The sequence below is a fragment of the Bacillus salipaludis genome, assembly GCF_004358205.1.
The window spans coordinates 555,167-574,612 of the sequence record NZ_SMYO01000001.1 but is presented as its reverse complement, the minus strand read 5'-3'; the positions used below and the strand labels follow the sequence as shown (position 1 = coordinate 574,612).

The following is a 19,446-nucleotide window of genomic DNA, read 5'->3' as shown; positions in this document are numbered from 1 at the left end:
AAAAGGTGAGGAATATTTTACCCCTCATCGCTTACAAAAGATGCAAAATGCCTGGAATGCATCCTCTTGATAAACATTGTAACATTTGGTAAGCCGTATGCCTTAATAGGGCACGTACGGTTTGATAAGGGGGAAGCCTCGAGAGAGGTGTCCCTACTTTCTTATAGGCTGTGTAAAAGGACAATGTTGATTTTTAAAAACGTTGATTGGAGCGGAAGGTGCGAGACTCCAGCGGGAGCAGCGGGACAGGTGAGACCCTACAGGCGCTCAAGTGCCGAGGAGGCTCACCGCCCGCCCCGCGGAAAGCGAGCATCCTGGAGCGGAAATCAACAACTAAGTTTAACAGAGGTTTTTTATAAAAACTAATAAGTCAACCCCACCCGAAAACCAACAAAATCCTCACGAAACAATTGCTGATAGGCAAAATCACCCGTATCATAAACAGAAATCGACGAAGGATTTTTCGGAAGAACATCTTTTTCATAGCGGTATTGCCCGATTCTTTCACCAAGCGGTAAATACGTCGGACAGACAATCGTCCAATCAAGGCCTGATTCTTTCAAAATTAAATAAGCACGTAAATGTTCCTCAGCATCACGGGTCGTTTTTCGTTTTGATTCCGTTGATTGAAAACGATAAAGCTGAGGTGCTGAACGGGCTTGTAGAATTCCGGCACTACCAATCGTGACGATTCGTTTAATCCCTTCGCTCTTCATATTTTTTATAATCAGTGGCATGGAATCAGAAAGTGTAGACATGCCATCCGTATTCAAGGCACTAACTACTACATCCGCACCTTGGATCACCTGAGCAATTTTACTTTCTTCTAAAGCATTCCCCTTAATCATCGATAACCGGGAATCCTTATTTAAGGATAGTTTATCTGGATATCTTACAAGTGCTTGTACATCATGTTGGTCGGAAAGGGCGTTAGCTAAAATAATCGAACCCACTCTCCCTGTTGCTCCCAAAAGGCAAATGTTCACAAAAAGTTCACTTCCTAACCTTAAAGTTGTTGATATTTATCACAGGATTACGCTGCTTCCTATGATAACTTAAAATTGTTTAAGTATATTTATAAGGAGGGACATGTGTATGTCTGAGTATTCTGTAGTGCTGACAATCGGAAGTTTTTTAATCCTATCTTATTATATTATATATACCATCGTGAAAGTATAAGCCTGCAGACAGATTGTCTGCAGTTTTTTAATTTAACACAAGCCCCCTCCACCATTTTTATAAATAAAATGGATAAGAATGGGAATATATATGTAGAGGAAAAAACAAGTGAGGTGGGTTTTTTGGAGAATTTCAGAATTGAAAAGGATACACTAGGAGAGGTTCATGTGCCTGCGGATAAGTTCTGGGGGGCACAAACACAGCGCAGTAAGGAAAATTTTAAAATTGGAAGAGAAAAAATTCCATTAGAAATGGTTTATGCTTTAACCTACATAAAAAAAGCAGCCTCAATGGTAAATGGGCAACTTGGAAAGTTGAATGAAACAAAAATGGAGGCCATCAAGAGTGTATGTGATGACATTCTTAACGGGAAATATGATGAGCATTTTCCTCTGGCAGTCTGGCAGACAGGAAGCGGGACTCAAACGAATATGAATGTAAATGAAGTGATTGCGAATCGTGCAAATGAAAGGCTAAAAGGGGAGGGGAAAGCAGAGAAAATACATCCTAATGATGATGTAAACATGTCACAAAGTTCGAATGATACCTTCCCAACCGCCATGCATATTGCCGCTTATAAGAAATTAATTGAGCACTTAATTCCTTCGCTTCAAGAACTAAAAAACACACTAGAGGAAAAAGAGATTTCCTTTAAGGGATTAGTTAAAATTGGGAGAACTCATCTTCAGGATGCAACTCCACTAACATTAGGCCAGGAAATAAGCGGCTGGAGAGCGATGCTTGAAAAAAATGAGAAAATGATCACGGATGCCTGCCAATATTTACTTGACTTGGCGATTGGCGGTACAGCAGTAGGAACCGGTATCAACGCACATCCCGAGTTTGGAGCTAAAATGGCTGAAAAACTTTCAGAGCTGACGGGGCATCCCTTTCGCTCCTCACAAAATAAATTTCAGGCTTTAACCAGTCATGATGAAATTGTTTTTGTTCACGGCTCATTAAAAGCACTTGCTGCCGATTTATTGAAAATAGCCAATGATATAAGATGGCTTGCCAGCGGTCCAAGAAGCGGTATCGGTGAAATCAGTATTCCTGCTAATGAGCCGGGAAGTTCGATTATGCCAGGGAAGGTAAATCCTACTCAAAGTGAGGCCTTAACAATGGTTGTTTGCCAGATTTTTGGAAATGATGCTGCTATCGGCTTTGCTGCAAGTCAGGGGAACTTTGAATTAAATGTGTTCAAACCAATGATTATCTTTGATTTAATTCAGTCGATTACATTACTTTCTGACGGAATGCGCTCCTTTAACGAAAACTGTGCAAAAGGAATAGAGGCAAATGTGGATATAATCAGGCAGCATGTAGAAAATTCGTTAATGCTGGTCACAGCATTAAATCCGCATATCGGTTATGAAAAAGCTGCAGAAATAGCCAAACTGGCATTTAAAGAAAACACCACGCTCAAAGAAGCTGCTGAAAAAACAGGTTATGTTTCTCCAGATCAATTTGATGAATGGATTAAACCTGAAAAAATGGTCTAAAATGAAAGCCCCCTCTTCGAAAGAGGGGGCTTAGCCATATTATTTATTTTTTTTATTTACCAAATTACCCTTTGATTAACGGTTGAATGCGCCGCCGCCAAGTTGAGATTCAGCCATTGCAACAAGACGCTTTGTGATTTCTCCTCCAACAGATCCATTTGCACGAGAAGTAGTATCTGCTCCAAGATTTACGCCAAACTCTGATGCAATTTCATACTTCATTTGATCAAGTGCCTGTTGAACGCCTGGTACTAAAAGTTGATTAGAGTTGTTGTTACTTGCCATAGTTGAATAACACTCCTCTTAATAAATTTGGGGTCAGTATGGAATTGAACCATAATGGTTGAACCATTGCCGCCTTGGCCTAACCCATCGTTGAAATGTTTCTGTGTTTCTGTGTGTTTGTGTTTTTGTGTTGCTTTGTATTCTCTATTATGTTTAAAAATGAGAAGCTTATGCGAATGAGTGATTGGTAGTTTATTCCACTATTTTTGTTTTCCAAAACGAGCAAACTAATTTCATCTTATAACCTAAAGGGTGAGAGCTATGTCAGTGTGCCCGGTATGTAATGGATTACGGGAAGTATACTTACTATGCACGAATTGCGGAGATCCTATGTTAGAAAGTGGAAGACTGATGGATTTTTATGATGACTACAGTCCTTATATGGAGATTGATTTAATGAAAATGGAAGATGGATATCCGGATTCATATTCAGGGAATAAGTGCCCTCATCTATATCGATGCCCATCCTGTTTAGCCGATACAGTTGTATTTATAAAAGAATAAGCCCGTATAAAACGGGCTTATTCCAAAGAAGAACCTATTTTTCATTGTTTGGTCGAATACGGAATTCGTTGTCGACATCAAAGAAATGTGCTTTATTTAAATCAAATGCAAGTTCAATGGTATCTCCTGGTTTAACATCAGCGCGTGAATCTAGTCTGGCAACAAAATCCTGTTCGCCAATGGATGAATAAACCATTAATTCCGCACCAGTTAATTCAGCCACATCCACTTTTGCAGAAATTTTTGTACCGATTGAAGCTTCAATGAATACTGGCTCATCATGAATATCTTCAGGGCGGACCCCTAGAATGATGGATTTTCCGACATAGCCTTGCTCACGAAGGTATTTCATTTTACCTTCCGGAACGGCGATGGAGTTTTTGCCAATGACAAATTTTCCATCTTCAAGCTTCCCACTTAAGAAGTTCATGGCTGGAGAACCGATAAAACCGCCAACAAAAACATTTTCTGGTTTTTCATAAACTTCTTTTGGTGAACCAACTTGTTGGATAATACCGTCTTTCATGACCACAAGGCGAGTCGCCATTGTCATTGCCTCGGTTTGGTCATGGGTTACGTAAATCGTTGTGGTGTTAAGTCGACGGTGAAGCTTTGCAATCTCTGCACGCATTTGGACACGAAGCTTAGCATCAAGGTTTGATAATGGCTCGTCCATTAAGAATACCTTTGCATCACGAACAATTGCACGACCTAATGCAACACGTTGACGCTGACCACCGGAGAGTGCTTTTGGTTTACGAGTTAAATAAGGCTCCAAACCAAGGATTTTGGCTGCTTCTTTTACACGGCGGTCAATTTCATCCTTTGGAAACTTACGAAGTTTCAAACCAAACGCCATATTATCATAAACGGTCATATGCGGATATAATGCATAGTTTTGGAATACCATGGCAATATCACGATCTTTAGGAGCGACATCATTCACTCGCTTGCCATCAATGAAAAAATCTCCCTTTGAAATTTCTTCTAAACCGGCAATCATACGAAGCGTTGTTGATTTCCCACAGCCGGAAGGACCTACAAAAACGATAAACTCTTTATCATCAATATGAAGGTTAAAGTCTTCAACTGCAGTAACCTTATTATCATAAATTTTATAAATATGGTCTAATTTTAACTCAGCCATTTAACTGCCTCCCCTAATCAATTTATTCTATTCTCAGTTTACAAAGAAAGGGGAAAATTCGATATAGACAGGTTGCACAAAAAATGAAAACGCTTTTTTGGGCAGTATGTTACTTTGATCGATGTTCGAAGAGTAAACAGGCTAGAAAGACAGTAAAGGCACCGAAAAAATCCTTTAATTGAATCCCTGTTTTTTCGATAAATTTATCGATTCGATATTGAAGCGTGTTTCGATGAATATATAATTTTTTTGCAGTCAGGCTGGCATTTAAGTTATTTTCTAGAAAGGTTTTAATCGTAAAATACATATCAGGATCTTCATTAAACACTCCTGACAATTCTTGATGAATCATCTCCCGGAGTGTATCTGGCAGCTGAACGGTTAGAAAGGCTGGAAAAACACGTTGAAAGGTAAAAAAGCTGCTTTCTGTCAGATGATTTTGCCCGAATGTAAAGTATTCTTTTTCTCGCAAAAATTGCGAAGAAAGCCCTTTCGTAAATGGGGTGAATTTCCCAATATAAAAGAATGATTTTGCGTAAAAGTCACTTTCAAGGGTTTCGGACATCGTAAATAAATCTTTCTCCGGGAGGGACATTTGGTTCTTTTCTTCTACCAAAATGCCACTATTACCATTTTCCCAAATGATGATTACATCTTCCGAAAAAAATCCCTTTAATGCAGATTCAATCTCGGTTTGGTCCAAGTCATTTCCTTTAAAGTAGAAATGGATGAATCTAATTTGGATATCATGATCACAAGAAGGAGGTTGTCCATTTGTAAATAAAAATTCATACCATCGTTTTGAAAGATCACTTGACGGGATAATAGGGAATTCAATCCATTCATAAAGAGTTTTTAGCAGCATGAATTCTTGATCCGTTATGCATCCTTTTGGAATACCAATCCATTCATTTTCATGCTGGTTATAGAAGACATGAAATGATTCTGATGGACGATCAGGTTTTTTAGGAAATAAAACTGCTCCATCATACAAAGCTAATAATTTATTTAACATTGTTCATTTTCCCCATATCAAATTTTTGTCAGTTCCTTTTTTATTATAACAGTTTAAAGCTGAAAAAAGGCTGAACCGAAAAACGGCTCAGCCAAGATTATTCAACCTCATATGGGGGCTCTTCTTCTTTTAGGTCACGGGCTTCTTCAATATTGGTGGAATCATAACGAGCATGAACAGATCCGCCGGACATTCCCTCATTCATCATTCGGTCGATATCAAGGAAAACCTGGTCACGGCCTTCGTATTCCAAATCTTGCTGAGTTGAATTATCTTTTTCCTTTTTCAAGATTATCGCTCCCTTTCCCATTTTCTCCTAATTAGTTTGTGGAAAGGTCTCATTTTCATACGTAAAAGAAAAGATTAGTGATCATAAACATGGTAAAGCATAAGCTCGTGAACCTGACTAGTTAACCATTCAACCTCTTCTTGTAATGGGGGTACAAGAGTCCATTCGATTTTTCCTGTTTGATTATAGATGCCCGTATATCTTTGTTTCTTATAGTAAAAGGAAAAACTCCAGCCGGGAATATTTTGGTTTTTAAAGAGCGGCTTAAACTGAAAATGCATGAGCAAGGTAATCATCCCCTCAGGTAAGTTGTCCCTTTTAGCTTACCTTGTTCATGGGAGGAAGGAAATACTGAATTTATGGAAATATTAAAAAAGTTAAAAATTAGTGATTTGGTAAAATAAGCTGCAAAGCTTTTCAATTTTCCTAGTTTCTATTTCTGTTTCGTCAAAACTCATTGGTTTTGAATTAATTTCATAAAGATAATAATTCCCGGAATCGCTGACGCACGCATCAATGGAAAATTCGCCAAAAAACCCAAGCTCATCCGATAGAACCTTTCCAGCATGCTTGACGATTGTCTGAATAAATTCATCGTGTTCATTCGTTTGAAGGAGCTGATAAGGGAGAAGTCTGCCTCCTAGCGGAACATGGGTAGTGAGATCTTGATGATACGATTGGCGAATTCCAATCCCTGTAATTTGATAATCATTTTGCACTGCATGGACGAGAATTCGAAAATCAAAGCGATTCCCTTCAAATTCGGCGGAGTCAATCTCTTCTTGTGCCAAATAATGCTTTGAGGTTAGTTCCTGCTCCCAGTGCTCCCAAAAGGCTTGAAAAGTGGGGAAGTTTTCATTTCTTTTAAGGCCCTGAAGAAAGATTTCATTATTTTCAATTAGTTTTAATCGGTAAATTCCTTTTCCTTTGGCTGATTGAGCAGGTTTTAAATAAATATTTCCATGTTTTTGGAGAAATAAAAACAGGTCTTTTTTTGGAAATGCCAAAATCGTTTCAGGCAAAAAATTTTGGAGAATCGGATGATTTTTAAAGAGGAAATGAAGTTCAGCTTTGTCGATAAAACATGGGTTGAAGAATGGGATATTCTTTTCCTTCAAGATTTGGAAAACATGTTGACTCTGCTCAGCCTGTTCATAGTTTCGAAAAGGTATTCGATTATAGACAAGGTCAGGAAAGGGGACAGTAATTTTAATCCAATTCTCTTGTGCAGGAAGGAATGTAAATCCTTCAATAGAATCATCGTGAACTCCTTCGGATGTAAAGATAAAGCTTATTCCACCGTGTGAAATAAGCTTTTTTTGGAGTTCTATAAAGAGGGGCCCATTACCGGTAATTGCCCCATTTCTTTTTTGAGCTGTCATGATTCCAATGAGCGGCCCAAGATGATTATTTTTTATCCCCAATTCAAAGCTCAAATAATCCGGAACGGCTTGCTTGAAGCAAATCGGCTGCTTCTCTCCGCCAAGAGTTAAGGTCCCTTCCATCTCACTTTGATACCACTGTGTCGCAACTGGGTCAAAGTAAATTTTCATTTGAATAATTCCTCAGGATGTAAAATGGATTGTTCGGTAATAAAGATGGCGAATGCAAGGGTAAGTTTCCGGGTTAATAAGTCAAATTCCTCTAAATCGGGATGATTGAAGATTGATCTTCCTGGTTTCGAATTGGCTTCAAAAAGCCAAACGTCCCCATTCCGGTCAATTCCTAAATCGAAGCCAATTTCTCCAATAATACCTTCGATATTATGTTCGAGGGCTTCACTTAACAATAGGGCTGCATGGGAGAGTTTTTCGGTATAGAGTGCATTTTCTTCCCCAAGGAAAATTTCCTCGAGTGTTTTAATATCCCCACCGCTCCTCTTATGGGTTGTTACACTGCCGAGGCCAGCAATTTTTGCAGCAATTGCTGTTACCTGCCATTTTCCTTCCTCATCCTTATTAGTGTGGACTCGAAAATCAACCGGCCGTTTCTCGTGACGAAGCAAATGAATTCCCTGTTGTACAAGCATTTTATCTAAACGTTGAGTGGCAAAAACATTAGGAAATAATTTTTCAAGACTTGAGAATTTCCGTAGTCGATTTACGAAGTCCTCATCCTGATAGCGGCAAAAATACTCGCCCGTATGTTTATCGTAAATAATTTGATGGACACCCAATCCAAGACTACCATTTTTCGGTTTGATATAAACATGCCCATATTTGGCCAGCATCGTTTCAATTAAGGAAAAGGATGTAAACGGGATGGTTTCGGGTAAAAAGTTTGCTGCTAAACCATCCTGCTGGAGTCTTTCATACACATCAAGTTTATTGAAAAAACCCGGATTATACCAGGGAATTAGATAATCCTTTTGAAGCTTTTCTTTCACTTTAATTAATTTAGGGTTCCTTTCGCTTTTGCGATTGGGAAGACGGTCATAAATGACATTAGGGAATGGAACATCAAAGGTCTGCCATGTATTTTTGTGGTAAAAAAACCCGTTAATGAGTCCCTGCTCCCAATCTATATGTTGTTCACCAAACACAAAAGGCAAGGCCCCTGAATTTTTAACCGATAGAAGCTTGGTAAATAGCTGTGTTCTCTCTCCCATCGGCTGTGCAGGAAAAGGCGTGAAGCCAGCGGTGAAAATCCCAATCAGTGGACCGATATGGAGAGTTTGCTTATCTAAAAAGACATGCATTGGAACAGCCAGGTCAGGTAAAGACAAAGCTTCCTGGATAGCCTTACTAAGAACAATCCGATCACTCTTATCAGGATGCGGGAAAAAATGAACCTCGGTTGATTTGGAACCGAATGCGATTTTATTAATTGCTTCTCCCTTCAAGATGGAGGAGGGACAGAAAACAATCTGTTGGTTGTTTGGAGCAATCTCAATTCGATAGTGTTTTCTCATATAAGTTCTTCCTTTCTTGTAAATCAGACTGAGAAAGGTATTTTCCATAGAGAAGCGGCGCAAGGTCAAGAGTTTCTTTTAAGTCTTTCCGGGTCTGTAAGAGGACCTTTCTTCCGGGTTTTGAATTCATATCCAGAATCCATAGTGAACCGTTTTTCGCAAGTCCAATATCGACACCAATTTCAAATAAAGGTAAAAACTCTTTTTCAAGTAATGGGGGAAGATGTGTAATAATATATTCCAACTCACTGCAAATAAAGTCTTTATTGTGTGCTGGTAAGGTGGAGAGCCATGTAGGAAAGTCTTGGGCTGAACCGCCAGCACTTAAGTTTGATAGGATTCCACCGGTTGTTCCGACTCGAACTCCTTTCCCTCGTTCAACCCATACGCCATTTTCGTCTTTTTGGATAAAAATGCGGATATCAAAGGGCTGAAAATCGTCATTATATAGCTCTAAATATGGTTGATATAGGTATTTGTGCTGCTTCAATAGGGTCTTTAACCAGGCCATTAATTTGGCCTCATTTGGAAAAATGTGGGAAATGATTTTTTTGTTTTTTTCTGTTTTGACATGGAAGGTTTTGTCATTCTTTTTTAAATAATAAATGCCATAGCCTTGTGAGCCATTAATTGGCTTTAAAATGATTTTCTTTGTTTTATCCAGTTCTTTTAACAATCCTGTAATTTCATTCACTGGGTATGATTTCGGTAAATAAGCGGATAAAATTGAACTGCGTAATGCTTCGTAAAGGTCTAATTTATTAGGCAGACCATATCCTAAAAAGGTAATATCATCCCTGCTCTTTAACCAGGATACAATGGGCAAACATTGCTTCGAATGCTCATCCTCCCCGTAAAAGCAGCGATCATATAATATGGTTGGGATTGGAAATTCACATTCTACCCAACGGTTTATCTCTGAATCGAATTTTTTTCCTTTTACTTGAAGGCTATGGGGATGGATTTGGGAAGGGATAAAGCGGAAACATTCTATACCGCAAGAGTGTGCTTTTGCTGCAATTCCATCAAGATAGGAAGTCTCACTATCTATATTTAATGTCATAATACCTAATGCAATCAAAGATTATTCCTCCTTTTTAAGCGGGGGCTCAAAGGTAAGTTTAGTGCAAAAACGGATAATTGCTTTTGCAGACGGGCGAATTTTCCTGTTCCCATCCTCAAAGTTTTTCGACGGCTTGGAATTCACTTCAATAAGCCAAAGCTTCCCGTCATTGTCCACTCCTATATCGATTCCTAGTTCACCTGTAATTCCAGGGGAATACTGGCAGATGGTTGTGGCTGTATCAATCGAAAGTTTTTTCATTTGCAAAATAATCTTAGCGGCCTTTTCCTTTTCACTTCCGGTACTTAAGGCCTGAAGTGGCTTCATAATTCTTCCGCCTTTGGCAATATTGGATACGAACTCTTCTTCATGAGAAATTCGTGCTACAAGGGACGTAACAGACCAATTATTCTCAATATTTTTATGGCATAAGGCTCTAAAGTCCATGGGACAGGATTCTCTCATCATAAGATGAATTCCTTGCTGGATAATATAAATTCTATTACCTTGAATCATTTTTATTTGTTTATAAATATTTTCGATGGAGTCATTGGCTAAAATTTTATTTGACACTGCCTTTATAGAAGTTTTCAAACTATATCCGTTTTCACCGTGTGTTAATCTGAAAATATTTTTTCCTTGACTCCCATGGATGGGCTTGATAAAGACCATATCATATTTTTGTGTGAATTCTTCAAGATTTTCCTTCGTGAAGATTTTTGTCTCCGGTATATAGGAGTGTAGGGAATTTTCCTGGATTAATTGCTCATGTACATCCCATTTGGAAAGAAATCGGTCGTTAAAGATGGGGATCTTTAATTGGTCAATTTTTTCACGAAAACGTCCAAATTGGCTTGATTTTTCTCGCTTGCGTGAGTGAATTCGATTGTAGACCACATCCGGTAAGGGAAGCTTGGTTGGAACCCATTTTCCTTCTTCTAGGTAATATCCTTTATTCGAGAATTCCTCATCGGAAAAAACATAAAAAAATCCGCCCGCTTCAGAAATACCATGATGAAGCTCCTCACAAAATGTATGGATTGAACGAAAATTAGGTTCTTCCTGGTTTATAAAATTAAAATCGGTTAAAAGCCCAATAATTGGTCCAAGGAACAAAGTGTGAGTCTCTACATCAAATTTTGCTTGGAAGTTATAATGTTTTACAGGTAGGCAAAAATCTTGTATGAAAACTTCCGAAAGAGAGATTTCATTTGCCGCCATTTCGGTCATTTGAATTTTTGTCTTAATGGTTTGTTTCCCTAATGATAAAATTAATTCCCGCTCTCTTTGTAAATGTAATTTTTTAAATAATTGATTCGACAAATAGATATGATTGTCGTCCTCGCAGGCGGGTTTCCTGGGGGTAATGGTGATTTTGGTTAGGATTAGGGACATGATCACTCCTCATTTACTGAAGAATCGGTTAAAGTAAAACTTCACGAGGTAAATAGGCATTAGCTGACATAGTATCCTATGTAAATACAATCCAAATTGTGATTTTACTAAGAAAGGACATGGGAGTTAGTGACATTCTCGCTTTACCCGTCATAATTTGGTATAGTTGAATGTAATTGTTGAATGGTAAAGGAGTGGAAAGAAGTGGCAGTTAATTTATATGATGCAGCTTATGCATTAGAAACATCCATTCGTCAAAGTGATGAATTTGTACAATTAAAACAAATGTATAATGAAGTAAATGCTGACCCGGCAGCGAAACAAATGTTTAATCAATTTCGGGAGATTCAAATGAATCTTCAGCAAAAGCAAATGATGGGACAAAATATTTCTGAAGCTGAGGTACAACAGGCCCAAGCAACCGTCGCTCATGTACAACAAAATGAAAAAATCGCCCGTCTCATGCAGGCTGAACAAAGAATGAGTATGATTATCGGGGAATTAAACCAATTAATTATGAAACCGTTAGAAGAACTCTACGGCAAAATGTAAAATGTTTAAAAAAAGCATTCAGTGATTAAAACTGAACGCTTTTTTTATTAAAAAGGCTGTGTTAATGGACAATATTGATTTTGAAAAACGTTGATTGGAGCGGAAGGTGCGAGACTCCTGCGGGAGCAGCGGGACAGGTGAGACCCCACAGGCGCTTAAGCGCCGAGGAGGCTCACCGCCCGCCCCGCGGAAAGCGAGCATCCTGGAGCGGAAATCAACAACAAAGTTTAACGAGCAGAGCTTTATTGAAAAAAACAAATGTTCACTTCCCCCCTTGTTCTATAAATTGGTAAAAAAACATAAATGTGATATAAGGGTAATTTCACCAAAGAACAGGGGGCAACATAATGATTTATCGCTTGCTTGCGTTAAATATTGATGGCACACTTCTTCAATCAAATGGGAAGATTCAAAAATCAACAAAGGAAGCCATTGAATATGTCGGGCAAAAAGGGATCTATGTAACACTTGTGACCTCAAGAAGCTTTCCCTCGGCACGTAAAGTTGCCAGGGCTTTAAAAATAAAAACACCATTAATTACCCATCAAGGTGCCTATATATCTAGTGTACTAGAAAAGCCTATTTACGTGAAAAGAATCACCGAAGAAATTACCTATGACACTGTACGTTTGCTAGAAACGGTCCCATGTCAGATTCGGCTTGTCCATGAACAATTTTCATTAGCCAATAAATTAAAGCTGCACAATAATTTATTAGCAAAAACTGTTTTTACTTCTGGTGATCCTGTTTTCTATTCTCAGCAATTTGTGCCGTCATTAAGCGAATATTTGCATGATCAACCAGTAACACCGCCAAAAATTGAAGTTTATTTTGAAACCGAAAGTGACTTGAAGGATGCAAAAATAGCACTGGAGAAAATGTACACAGAAATTGATATGATTGAACTGGATTCCCTTCGTTTAGATATCGTTCCTGCAGGAGTTTCGAAATTAAGTGGATTGACTTATCTTGGTCAACAACTAGGGATTAGTAAAAAGGAAATGGTTGTGATCGGCGAAGGAATGGATGATATTCCACTCATTGAAGAAGTGGGTCTCGGAGTAGCAATGTGGAATGCAAGATACGAAGTGAAAAGAGCTGCGGACTGGGTAACACGTTCTCAAAATGAGAATGGGGTAGCCTACATGGTCAAAGAGCATTTCAGAAAGCAGCAGCCAATTGAATTTTTAAGGAAAATGAATATTATCAAAAAATAATTTTTGAAGGTACCAAGGTTATAACTTTGGTATCTTCTGTTTGCAATGATTTCCATTATATTGACCTTGAATTAGTGATTTTGTACACTTAAGGAAGTTTAATTTGAGGTGATTGTTTTTGAAAATATCTATTATTGGGTTAGAGGATACAAGATTTGATCGGCCGCTCCAGTTGATTGCCAATTTGTTTTTTGAAGAATCATTGATTCTAAAACAATATGATGAAAAAGCAGATATAAGCATAAAGTTTTCGATGCAAATAAACGAATTTGTGACAGTCTCGGCTGAATTAATCAGCCTTTCCGGAAAAAAGGTGACGGCAGAATACGAAAAAGAACTGCTACTGGGTGTTTCAGATAAAGAAACCTTTAAACAAATAAAGAATGCTGTTGCCCATGTATATTTAACAGTGCTGCAGGATTTTACCGGAATGATTCAAAAATGGGGAATTTTGACCGGTGTCAGGCCAACAAAGCTGCTCCATCGTAAAGTTCAAGAGGGGATTCCAAAGGAGCTTGCCCATCAGCAGTTAAAGGATGATTATCTGATTACCGATGAAAAGATAAACTTAATGCAACAGATTGTTGATAGGCAGCTGTCAGTCGTACCAGATTTATATACTCTGCAAAAGGAAGTCAGTATTTATATTGGGATACCGTTTTGTCCGACAAAATGTGCTTACTGTACCTTCCCGGCCTATGCCATCAATGGCCGCCAGGGGTCAGTAGATTCCTTCCTGGGTGGGCTTCATTATGAAATGAAAAAAATCGGCCAATGGCTAAAGGATAAAGGAATTCGAATTACGACCGTATATTATGGTGGAGGGACGCCGACGAGTATAACAGCAGAAGAAATGGACATGCTTTATGAAGAAATGTATGATTCATTCCCTGATGTTGAAAAAATTCGTGAGATCACGGTCGAAGCGGGACGCCCTGATACGATAACGTCGGAGAAGTTAGAGGTATTGAAAAAGTGGAAGATTGACAGAATTAGCATTAATCCTCAGTCATACACTCAGGAAACCTTAAAAGCAATTGGCCGGCACCACACTGTCACAGAAACAATCGATAAATTTCATTTAGCGCGTGAAATGGGAATGAATAATATTAACATGGATTTGATTATCGGCCTACCTGGGGAGGGTCTGCCGGAATTTACCCATTCACTCGCTGAAACAGAAAAATTGATGCCGGAATCTTTAACGGTTCATACTCTGTCTTTTAAACGTGCTTCTGAAATGACTCAGAATCGGGAAAAATACAAGGTTGCCGAACGTGCTGAAGTCGAGAAAATGATGGAGCTTGCGCAAGTTTGGACAGAGGATCATGGCTATGTCCCGTATTATTTATACCGTCAGAAGAATATTCTCGGCAATCTCGAAAACGTAGGATATTCATTCCCTAATCAGGAAAGCATCTACAACATTATGATCATGGAGGAGCAGCAGACGATTATCGGGCTTGGCTGCGGTGCTGCTAGTAAATTTGTGGATCCTGTTACAGGGAAAATCACTCACTTTGCTAATCCAAAAGATCCGAAGACCTATAATGACAGTTTTGAAGCCTATACAGAAGATAAGATTAAAATCTTAAATGAGCTATTCTCTGAGAAAGGTTCCCCTGCTTAAGCAAGTAGGGGGATTTTTCTATCTCCGGAAAAATTGCTTATATTGCGAAAATTTATTTTTATTCCTACCATTTCCATTTATAATAGAAGGAGAAAATTAATGGGGGGGCGCTTTTAGGTTGTCGAATCAATTTTTAACTGAAAAGGTAAATGTAATTGTCAATGGCCGTGTAGCAACTGTCGAGTTAAATCGACCGGAAACATTAAATGCAATGGATATCGATTTAATTAAGGGATTAGTCTTTAAATTAAAAGAAATCAGTGATTCTGATGACATCGATATTGTCGTGTTAACTGGGAAAGGTAGAGCTTTCTCGGCAGGCGGAGATATTAAAATGATGCAGTCGAATATCTATGAGAATGAATTTTTCTCTTTCATGGATTCAATTAGCGAACTGATTGTAACCTTGTACAGTATGCCAAAACTAACCATTAGTGCTGTCTCCGGAGCAGCAGCAGGCTTAGGATTTAGTTTGGCATTAGCCACAGACTATATTATTGCTGATCAGTCTAGCAAATTAGCGATGAATTTCATCGGAATTGGCTTAATCCCTGATGGTGGAGCTCACTTCTTTTTAGAGAAAAGAGTAGGAGAAGTAAAGGCTAAGCAGATTATTTGGGATGGTAAAATTATGAAACCAGACGAGGCCTTAGCACTCGGTTTAATTCAAGAGGTGGCAGAAGGTAATATCGACAATGCATTGGAAGCGAGAATTTCGGATTGGTTAAGCCGCCCTGTACAGGCGATGATTAAAACGAAAAAGATTTTAGCAGAAAAAAACCGCCCGCAGTTGCTTAAAATTTTAGAATTGGAAAAATACGGGCAAATAAAAATGCGGCAAACACACGACCACCAAGAAGGTATTCAAGCATTTATCGAAAAAAGACAACCAAACTTTATCGGAAAATAATGTAAAAAAGAAGCCCTTGAGCTTCTTTTTTTGATATGATTTAAGAATGAAATAGTAAGAGTTTACCACTTGGAGAAATGACACGATGGGTTTTTTCCAGTAAGTTTTTTTCTGATAATAGTTTCGTACCTAATTCTTTTGCTGCATCATCATGGTCAGCCTGGAAGGCTTCATCTAAAATCTTTTCTCCATTTGGTTCAAATGCAGTTAGTTTATACGTTTTCATCCTGAAATCCCCCTATTTAATAGATTGCTACTATTATTTTTGCATAATTCTTGAAATTTAGCAAAATAAAAAAGGAAACTTTTCAACCGTTTTCTCGTAATAATAATAAAGGAGTGATGGAAAATTGGTACTTCAACTTGAGAATGTGTCAAAGCGGTTTGGGCAATTTACTGCTGTAAATGAACTGTCGCTATTGATACCCGAAAAAGAGATGTTTGGCTTTTTAGGGGCCAATGGTGCCGGCAAAACAACCACTTTCCGAATGATATTAGGATTGCTTGAGCCAACTGGCGGGAAAATAACCTGGGATGGTAAACTGATTGATTATTCAACAAGCCACTTAGTCGGCTATCTTCCAGAAGAAAGAGGCTTATACCCAAAACTAAAGGTTCGGGAGCAAATTGTTTATTTAGCACGTCTTAGAGGAATGCAAAAGGCAGAAGCCGTAAAGGCATTACATGCTTGGCTAGAACGTTTTAAAATACCGGAATATGAAAATAAAAAAATTGAGGAGCTTTCAAAAGGTAATCAGCAAAAAATTCAATTTATCGCTGCTGTTATACATAAACCAAAGCTATTAATTCTCGATGAGCCCTTTAGCGGTCTTGATCCTGTAAATGTAGAACTTTTAAAGGAGGCGGTTGTCTCCTTAAAGGAAAACGGTGCAACCATTGTGTTTTCCAGTCATCGGATGGAGCACGTTGAGGAAATGTGTGAACATTTATGTATTTTGCACAAGGGAAGTCCGGTTGTTCATGGAGAATTGAAGGAGATTAAACGCACTTTTGGCAAAAAGAATCTGGTCATTCATGCCGATTTTTCACTAGATTTTTTAAAAAATCATTTCGGGGTGTTAAAGGCAAAAGCGACTGCCCAAGGAATTCATCTGCAGATTGAAGGTGAAATGATAGCGGAACAGATTTTGAAGGAAATTGTCGGAAAAGGATTCATTCGTAAATTTGAACTTGAGGAGCCTTCCTTAAATGATATTTTTATAGAGAAGGTAGGGGATTCCTATGAATAGTTTTTGGATTATTTTATTCCATACCTATGTAAATAAATTAAAAACAAAATCCTTTTTTTTCACCACATTGTTAACGGTAGTAATAGTTCTCGCCTTAACAAACATTCAAAATATCATTCATACATTTGATAAAAATGATGGAAAAGAAAAGGTTGCTGTATTAGATGAAACTGGTCAGCTTTATAATCCTTTAAAGAAGCAACTCAGCACAATTAATAAAGACATTACACTTACCCTTTATAAAGGCAGTTTAGAAAAAGCAGAAAAAAAGGTTGAAAAAGGCGATTACAGCGCAATTATTCAGCTGCGTTATAATGATGAAAAATTGCCGGAAGCCTCCTTTAAGGCAATGAGTATTGCGGACTCCGCCCTTTTTACCGATCTGCAAACAAGCCTTCAGCAGGTTAAAACCATGCTCGCGGCTGCGAAGATTCAGTTAACACCTGCTCAGCTGCAAAAGCTGTATGAACCTGTATCGTTTAATAAGGTGGCGTTGGAGAAAAATGCGAAAACAGAAGAGGAACTAAATCAGGCAAGAGGACTAGTATATGTTTTGCTTTTCATTATTTATTTCTCGGTCATTATGTATGCGAATATGATTGCCATGGAAGTGGCCATCGAAAAATCTTCAAGGGTAATGGAAATTTTAATCTCAAGTGTTTCGCCAATCAAGCAGATGTTTGCAAAAATTATCGGGATTGGTCTTTTAAGCTTAACTCAGCTCGCTATTTTTCTATCTGTCGGTTATGTCTCATTAAAACAAAATATGGAATCCTTGAAGGAAGGATTTTTCGGTGTTTATGGTTTTGGAGACATCCCGGTTGGAACGATTACCTATGCGGTTATTTTCTTCATTCTTGGCTATTTTCTTTATGCTACACTTGCGGCTTTTTTAGGGTCACTGGTCAGCCGGATTGAGGATGTGCAGCAGATGATTACGCCGATGACCCTATTGGTGGTTGGAGGTTTTATGATTTCCATGTTTGGGCTCGGGAAGCCGGATTCAACCTTTATTACGGCTACTTCTTATATTCCGTTCTTCACCCCAATGATCATGTTTTTACGGGTTGGGATGCTAAATATTCCGGCATGGGAGTCGTTGATTGGAATCGGCCTCCTTATTGCAACCATCATTATATTAGCAATCTTCGGTGCACGTGTTTATAAAGGCGGCGTTTTAATGTATGGGAAATCCAATTCCTATAAAGATATTAAAAAAGCACTGCAATTAACAAAAAATAAATAATCCCAAAAAAGAGTATCAGCCATTTATTATTGGAGGGTACTCTTTTTTAAAAAATTTAACACAGAACGTGCATTCGGTTTTTGGAGATGTTAAAATAAAGAAAAGACCGTGAAAGGAAAATTTTATGAAACAACTATCCTTTATTCATGCTGCTGATCTTCACTTAGATAGTCCGATGGTCGGCTTGAAATATTTGCCCGCTGACATTTTAACTAGAGTTAAGGAAAGTACGTTCACAGCTCTAAAAAGACTAACTGCCGAAGCAATTCTTCGTAAAGTCGATTTTGTCATTTTTGCCGGAGATTTATTTGATGGAGAAGACCGCAGCCTGCGAGCGCAATCCCGTTTTCGAACAGAAATGCTAAAGCTTGCTGAACATGATATTCCTGTTTTTGTAGTCCACGGCAATCACGATCATTTAAACGGAACTTGGGTACATCTAGACATGCCTGAAAATGTACATATATTTAGCCATGAGGTTGAAATGAAGCCGCTCGAAACCAAGAGCGGAACCCGGAGTCATCTTTACGGCTTTAGTTACCCCGAACGCCATGTATTTGAAAAGAAAATTGATGATTATCAAAAAATTGACGGGGCTGATTTTCATATCGGTATTCTTCATGGAAATGAAAGCGGCCGTGAGGAGCATGGTAACTATGCACCCTTTTTCATTAAGGATCTATTTGAGAAAAACTTTGATTACTGGGCGTTGGGGCATATCCATAAACGGGCGGTCTTATCTGAAAATCCGCCAATTATTTATCCCGGGAATCTGCAGGGGCGAAATAAAAAAGAAAAGGGGCCCAAAGGCTTTTACCATGTAACCTTAAAGGATACAGATGCTAATCTTGAATTCGTAGAGACATCCGATATTGTTTGGCAGGAAGCAACCGTCGATGCTTCTTCAGCAGAGAACTTTCATCAAATTTTACACTTATGCCAAATGACTATAAATAGTCTAAGAAAAGAAAAAATAGGAACTCTTTTAACGTTATATTTAGAAAATGTCCATTTAGAAAATGCAAAGGAAAAAAAGAGTGTAAACAACGAACTTCTAGAACTCCTTCTTGAGGACGAAAGAGAGGAGAAGGAGTTTGTATGGATCGTAGAACTGGGCATTGCTGAAAATGTTCAAGTGGACCGGGAGCATTTAATGGCCGAAGCGAATTTTTATGAGGAAATGTTTAAAACCTTAGATGACCATACAGACATTGAGGAAACATTAGCACCCTTGTATGACCATCGTTTAGGGAGAAAATATCTCGAGAATTTGACGAATCTCAACCAGAAAGAAATAGTTGAACAAGCAGAAAAGCTTTTAATTAGCTTACTTTATCAAGCATAGAGAAAG

General features: G+C 38.4%; 20 protein-coding genes. 9 read left to right on the top strand and 11 right to left on the bottom strand.

Annotated features, from left to right (window positions below; all coding sequences use genetic code 11):
* Positions 1 to 362: 362 nt before the first annotated feature.
* The gene (locus tag E2K98_RS02755; protein WP_133332752.1) at positions 363 to 986 is read right to left on the bottom strand and encodes an NAD(P)-dependent oxidoreductase; all 624 of its coding nucleotides are present in this window, start codon (positions 984 to 986) and stop codon (positions 363 to 365) included.
* 315 nt (positions 987 to 1,301) lie between these two features.
* Here E2K98_RS02755 and fumC point away from each other — a divergent pair, with 315 nt between their 5' ends.
* Positions 1,302 to 2,681 (top strand): class II fumarate hydratase, encoded by a 1,380-nt coding sequence (gene fumC / locus E2K98_RS02750; RefSeq protein WP_133332751.1) that lies wholly within the window; start codon positions 1,302 to 1,304, stop codon positions 2,679 to 2,681.
* 75 nt (positions 2,682 to 2,756) lie between these two features.
* Here fumC and E2K98_RS02745 read toward each other — a convergent pair whose 3' ends face one another.
* The gene (locus E2K98_RS02745; protein ID WP_026574432.1) at positions 2,757 to 2,966 is read right to left on the bottom strand and encodes an alpha/beta-type small acid-soluble spore protein; all 210 of its coding nucleotides are present in this window, start codon (positions 2,964 to 2,966) and stop codon (positions 2,757 to 2,759) included.
* 351 nt (positions 2,967 to 3,317) lie between these two features.
* Here E2K98_RS02745 and E2K98_RS32195 point away from each other — a divergent pair, with 351 nt between their 5' ends.
* Positions 3,318 to 3,470 (top strand): hypothetical protein, encoded by a 153-nt coding sequence (locus tag E2K98_RS32195; protein ID WP_308913059.1) that lies wholly within the window; start codon positions 3,318 to 3,320, stop codon positions 3,468 to 3,470.
* 34 nt (positions 3,471 to 3,504) lie between these two features.
* Here the strand turns inward: E2K98_RS32195 and E2K98_RS02735 are convergent, their stop codons facing one another.
* The 8 genes from E2K98_RS02735 to E2K98_RS02700 form a co-directional block, all read right to left on the bottom strand.
* A complete protein-coding gene (locus tag E2K98_RS02735) occupies positions 3,505 to 4,617 on the bottom strand; it encodes an ABC transporter ATP-binding protein (protein ID WP_026574434.1) in 1,113 nt (370 codons plus the stop codon).
* Positions 4,618 to 4,726: 109 nt separating this feature from the next.
* A complete protein-coding gene (locus E2K98_RS02730; protein ID WP_133332749.1) occupies positions 4,727 to 5,632 on the bottom strand; it encodes a PucR family transcriptional regulator in 906 nt (301 codons plus the stop codon).
* 97 nt (positions 5,633 to 5,729) lie between these two features.
* The gene (locus tag E2K98_RS02725; RefSeq protein WP_372512604.1) at positions 5,730 to 5,921 is read right to left on the bottom strand and encodes a hypothetical protein; all 192 of its coding nucleotides are present in this window, start codon (positions 5,919 to 5,921) and stop codon (positions 5,730 to 5,732) included.
* Positions 5,922 to 5,995: 74 nt separating this feature from the next.
* Positions 5,996 to 6,208 carry a YheE family protein gene (locus tag E2K98_RS02720; protein WP_133332747.1) on the bottom strand — a complete coding sequence of 71 codons (213 nt, stop codon included), beginning with the start codon at positions 6,206 to 6,208 and terminating at the stop codon, positions 5,996 to 5,998.
* 90 nt (positions 6,209 to 6,298) lie between these two features.
* Positions 6,299 to 7,474, bottom strand: coding sequence for a YheC/YheD family endospore coat-associated protein (locus tag E2K98_RS02715; protein WP_235824691.1), 1,176 nt, complete (start codon positions 7,472 to 7,474; stop codon positions 6,299 to 6,301).
* Positions 7,471 to 8,832, bottom strand: coding sequence for a YheC/YheD family endospore coat-associated protein (locus E2K98_RS02710; RefSeq protein ID WP_133332746.1), 1,362 nt, complete (start codon positions 8,830 to 8,832; stop codon positions 7,471 to 7,473). The genes E2K98_RS02715 and E2K98_RS02710 overlap by 4 nt, the downstream gene beginning before the upstream one ends.
* Positions 8,810 to 9,913 carry a YheC/YheD family endospore coat-associated protein gene (locus tag E2K98_RS02705; RefSeq protein WP_133332745.1) on the bottom strand — a complete coding sequence of 368 codons (1,104 nt, stop codon included), beginning with the start codon at positions 9,911 to 9,913 and terminating at the stop codon, positions 8,810 to 8,812. Before E2K98_RS02705 ends, E2K98_RS02710 begins: the two co-directional genes overlap by 23 nt.
* A gap of 3 nt (positions 9,914 to 9,916) precedes the next feature.
* Positions 9,917 to 11,290, bottom strand: a complete 1,374-nt coding sequence (locus E2K98_RS02700) for a YheC/YheD family endospore coat-associated protein (protein WP_133332744.1) — start codon at positions 11,288 to 11,290, stop codon at positions 9,917 to 9,919.
* Between the two features lie 204 nt (positions 11,291 to 11,494).
* Between E2K98_RS02700 and E2K98_RS02695 the strand changes: the two genes are divergently transcribed.
* The 4 genes from E2K98_RS02695 to E2K98_RS02675 all read left to right on the top strand — a co-directional run bounded on the left by E2K98_RS02695 (position 11,495) and on the right by E2K98_RS02675 (position 15,599).
* Positions 11,495 to 11,842, top strand: coding sequence for a YlbF family regulator (locus tag E2K98_RS02695; RefSeq protein WP_133332743.1), 348 nt, complete (start codon positions 11,495 to 11,497; stop codon positions 11,840 to 11,842).
* A 347-nt stretch (positions 11,843 to 12,189) separates the two neighbouring features.
* Positions 12,190 to 13,059 (top strand): Cof-type HAD-IIB family hydrolase, encoded by an 870-nt coding sequence (locus tag E2K98_RS02685; RefSeq protein ID WP_133332741.1) that lies wholly within the window; start codon positions 12,190 to 12,192, stop codon positions 13,057 to 13,059.
* Between the two features lie 118 nt (positions 13,060 to 13,177).
* On the top strand, positions 13,178 to 14,689 hold the full coding sequence (locus E2K98_RS02680; RefSeq protein WP_133332740.1) for a coproporphyrinogen III oxidase: 1,512 nt from the start codon (positions 13,178 to 13,180) through the stop codon (positions 14,687 to 14,689).
* Between the two features lie 118 nt (positions 14,690 to 14,807).
* Positions 14,808 to 15,599: an enoyl-CoA hydratase gene (locus E2K98_RS02675; protein WP_133332739.1), complete on the top strand. Its 792-nt coding sequence runs from the start codon at positions 14,808 to 14,810 to the stop codon at positions 15,597 to 15,599.
* A gap of 40 nt (positions 15,600 to 15,639) precedes the next feature.
* Here the strand turns inward: E2K98_RS02675 and E2K98_RS02670 are convergent, their stop codons facing one another.
* A complete protein-coding gene (locus E2K98_RS02670) occupies positions 15,640 to 15,825 on the bottom strand; it encodes a YhzD family protein (protein ID WP_133332738.1) in 186 nt (61 codons plus the stop codon).
* Between the two features lie 124 nt (positions 15,826 to 15,949).
* Between E2K98_RS02670 and E2K98_RS02665 the strand changes: the two genes are divergently transcribed.
* From E2K98_RS02665 to E2K98_RS02655, 3 genes are all read left to right on the top strand, one after another.
* Positions 15,950 to 16,849: an ABC transporter ATP-binding protein gene (locus tag E2K98_RS02665; protein ID WP_133332737.1), complete on the top strand. Its 900-nt coding sequence runs from the start codon at positions 15,950 to 15,952 to the stop codon at positions 16,847 to 16,849.
* A complete protein-coding gene (locus tag E2K98_RS02660) occupies positions 16,842 to 18,095 on the top strand; it encodes an ABC transporter permease (protein ID WP_133332736.1) in 1,254 nt (417 codons plus the stop codon). Before E2K98_RS02665 ends, E2K98_RS02660 begins: the two co-directional genes overlap by 8 nt.
* A gap of 124 nt (positions 18,096 to 18,219) precedes the next feature.
* Positions 18,220 to 19,440 carry a metallophosphoesterase family protein gene (locus E2K98_RS02655; protein ID WP_133332735.1) on the top strand — a complete coding sequence of 407 codons (1,221 nt, stop codon included), beginning with the start codon at positions 18,220 to 18,222 and terminating at the stop codon, positions 19,438 to 19,440.
* Positions 19,441 to 19,446 lie beyond the last annotated feature (6 nt).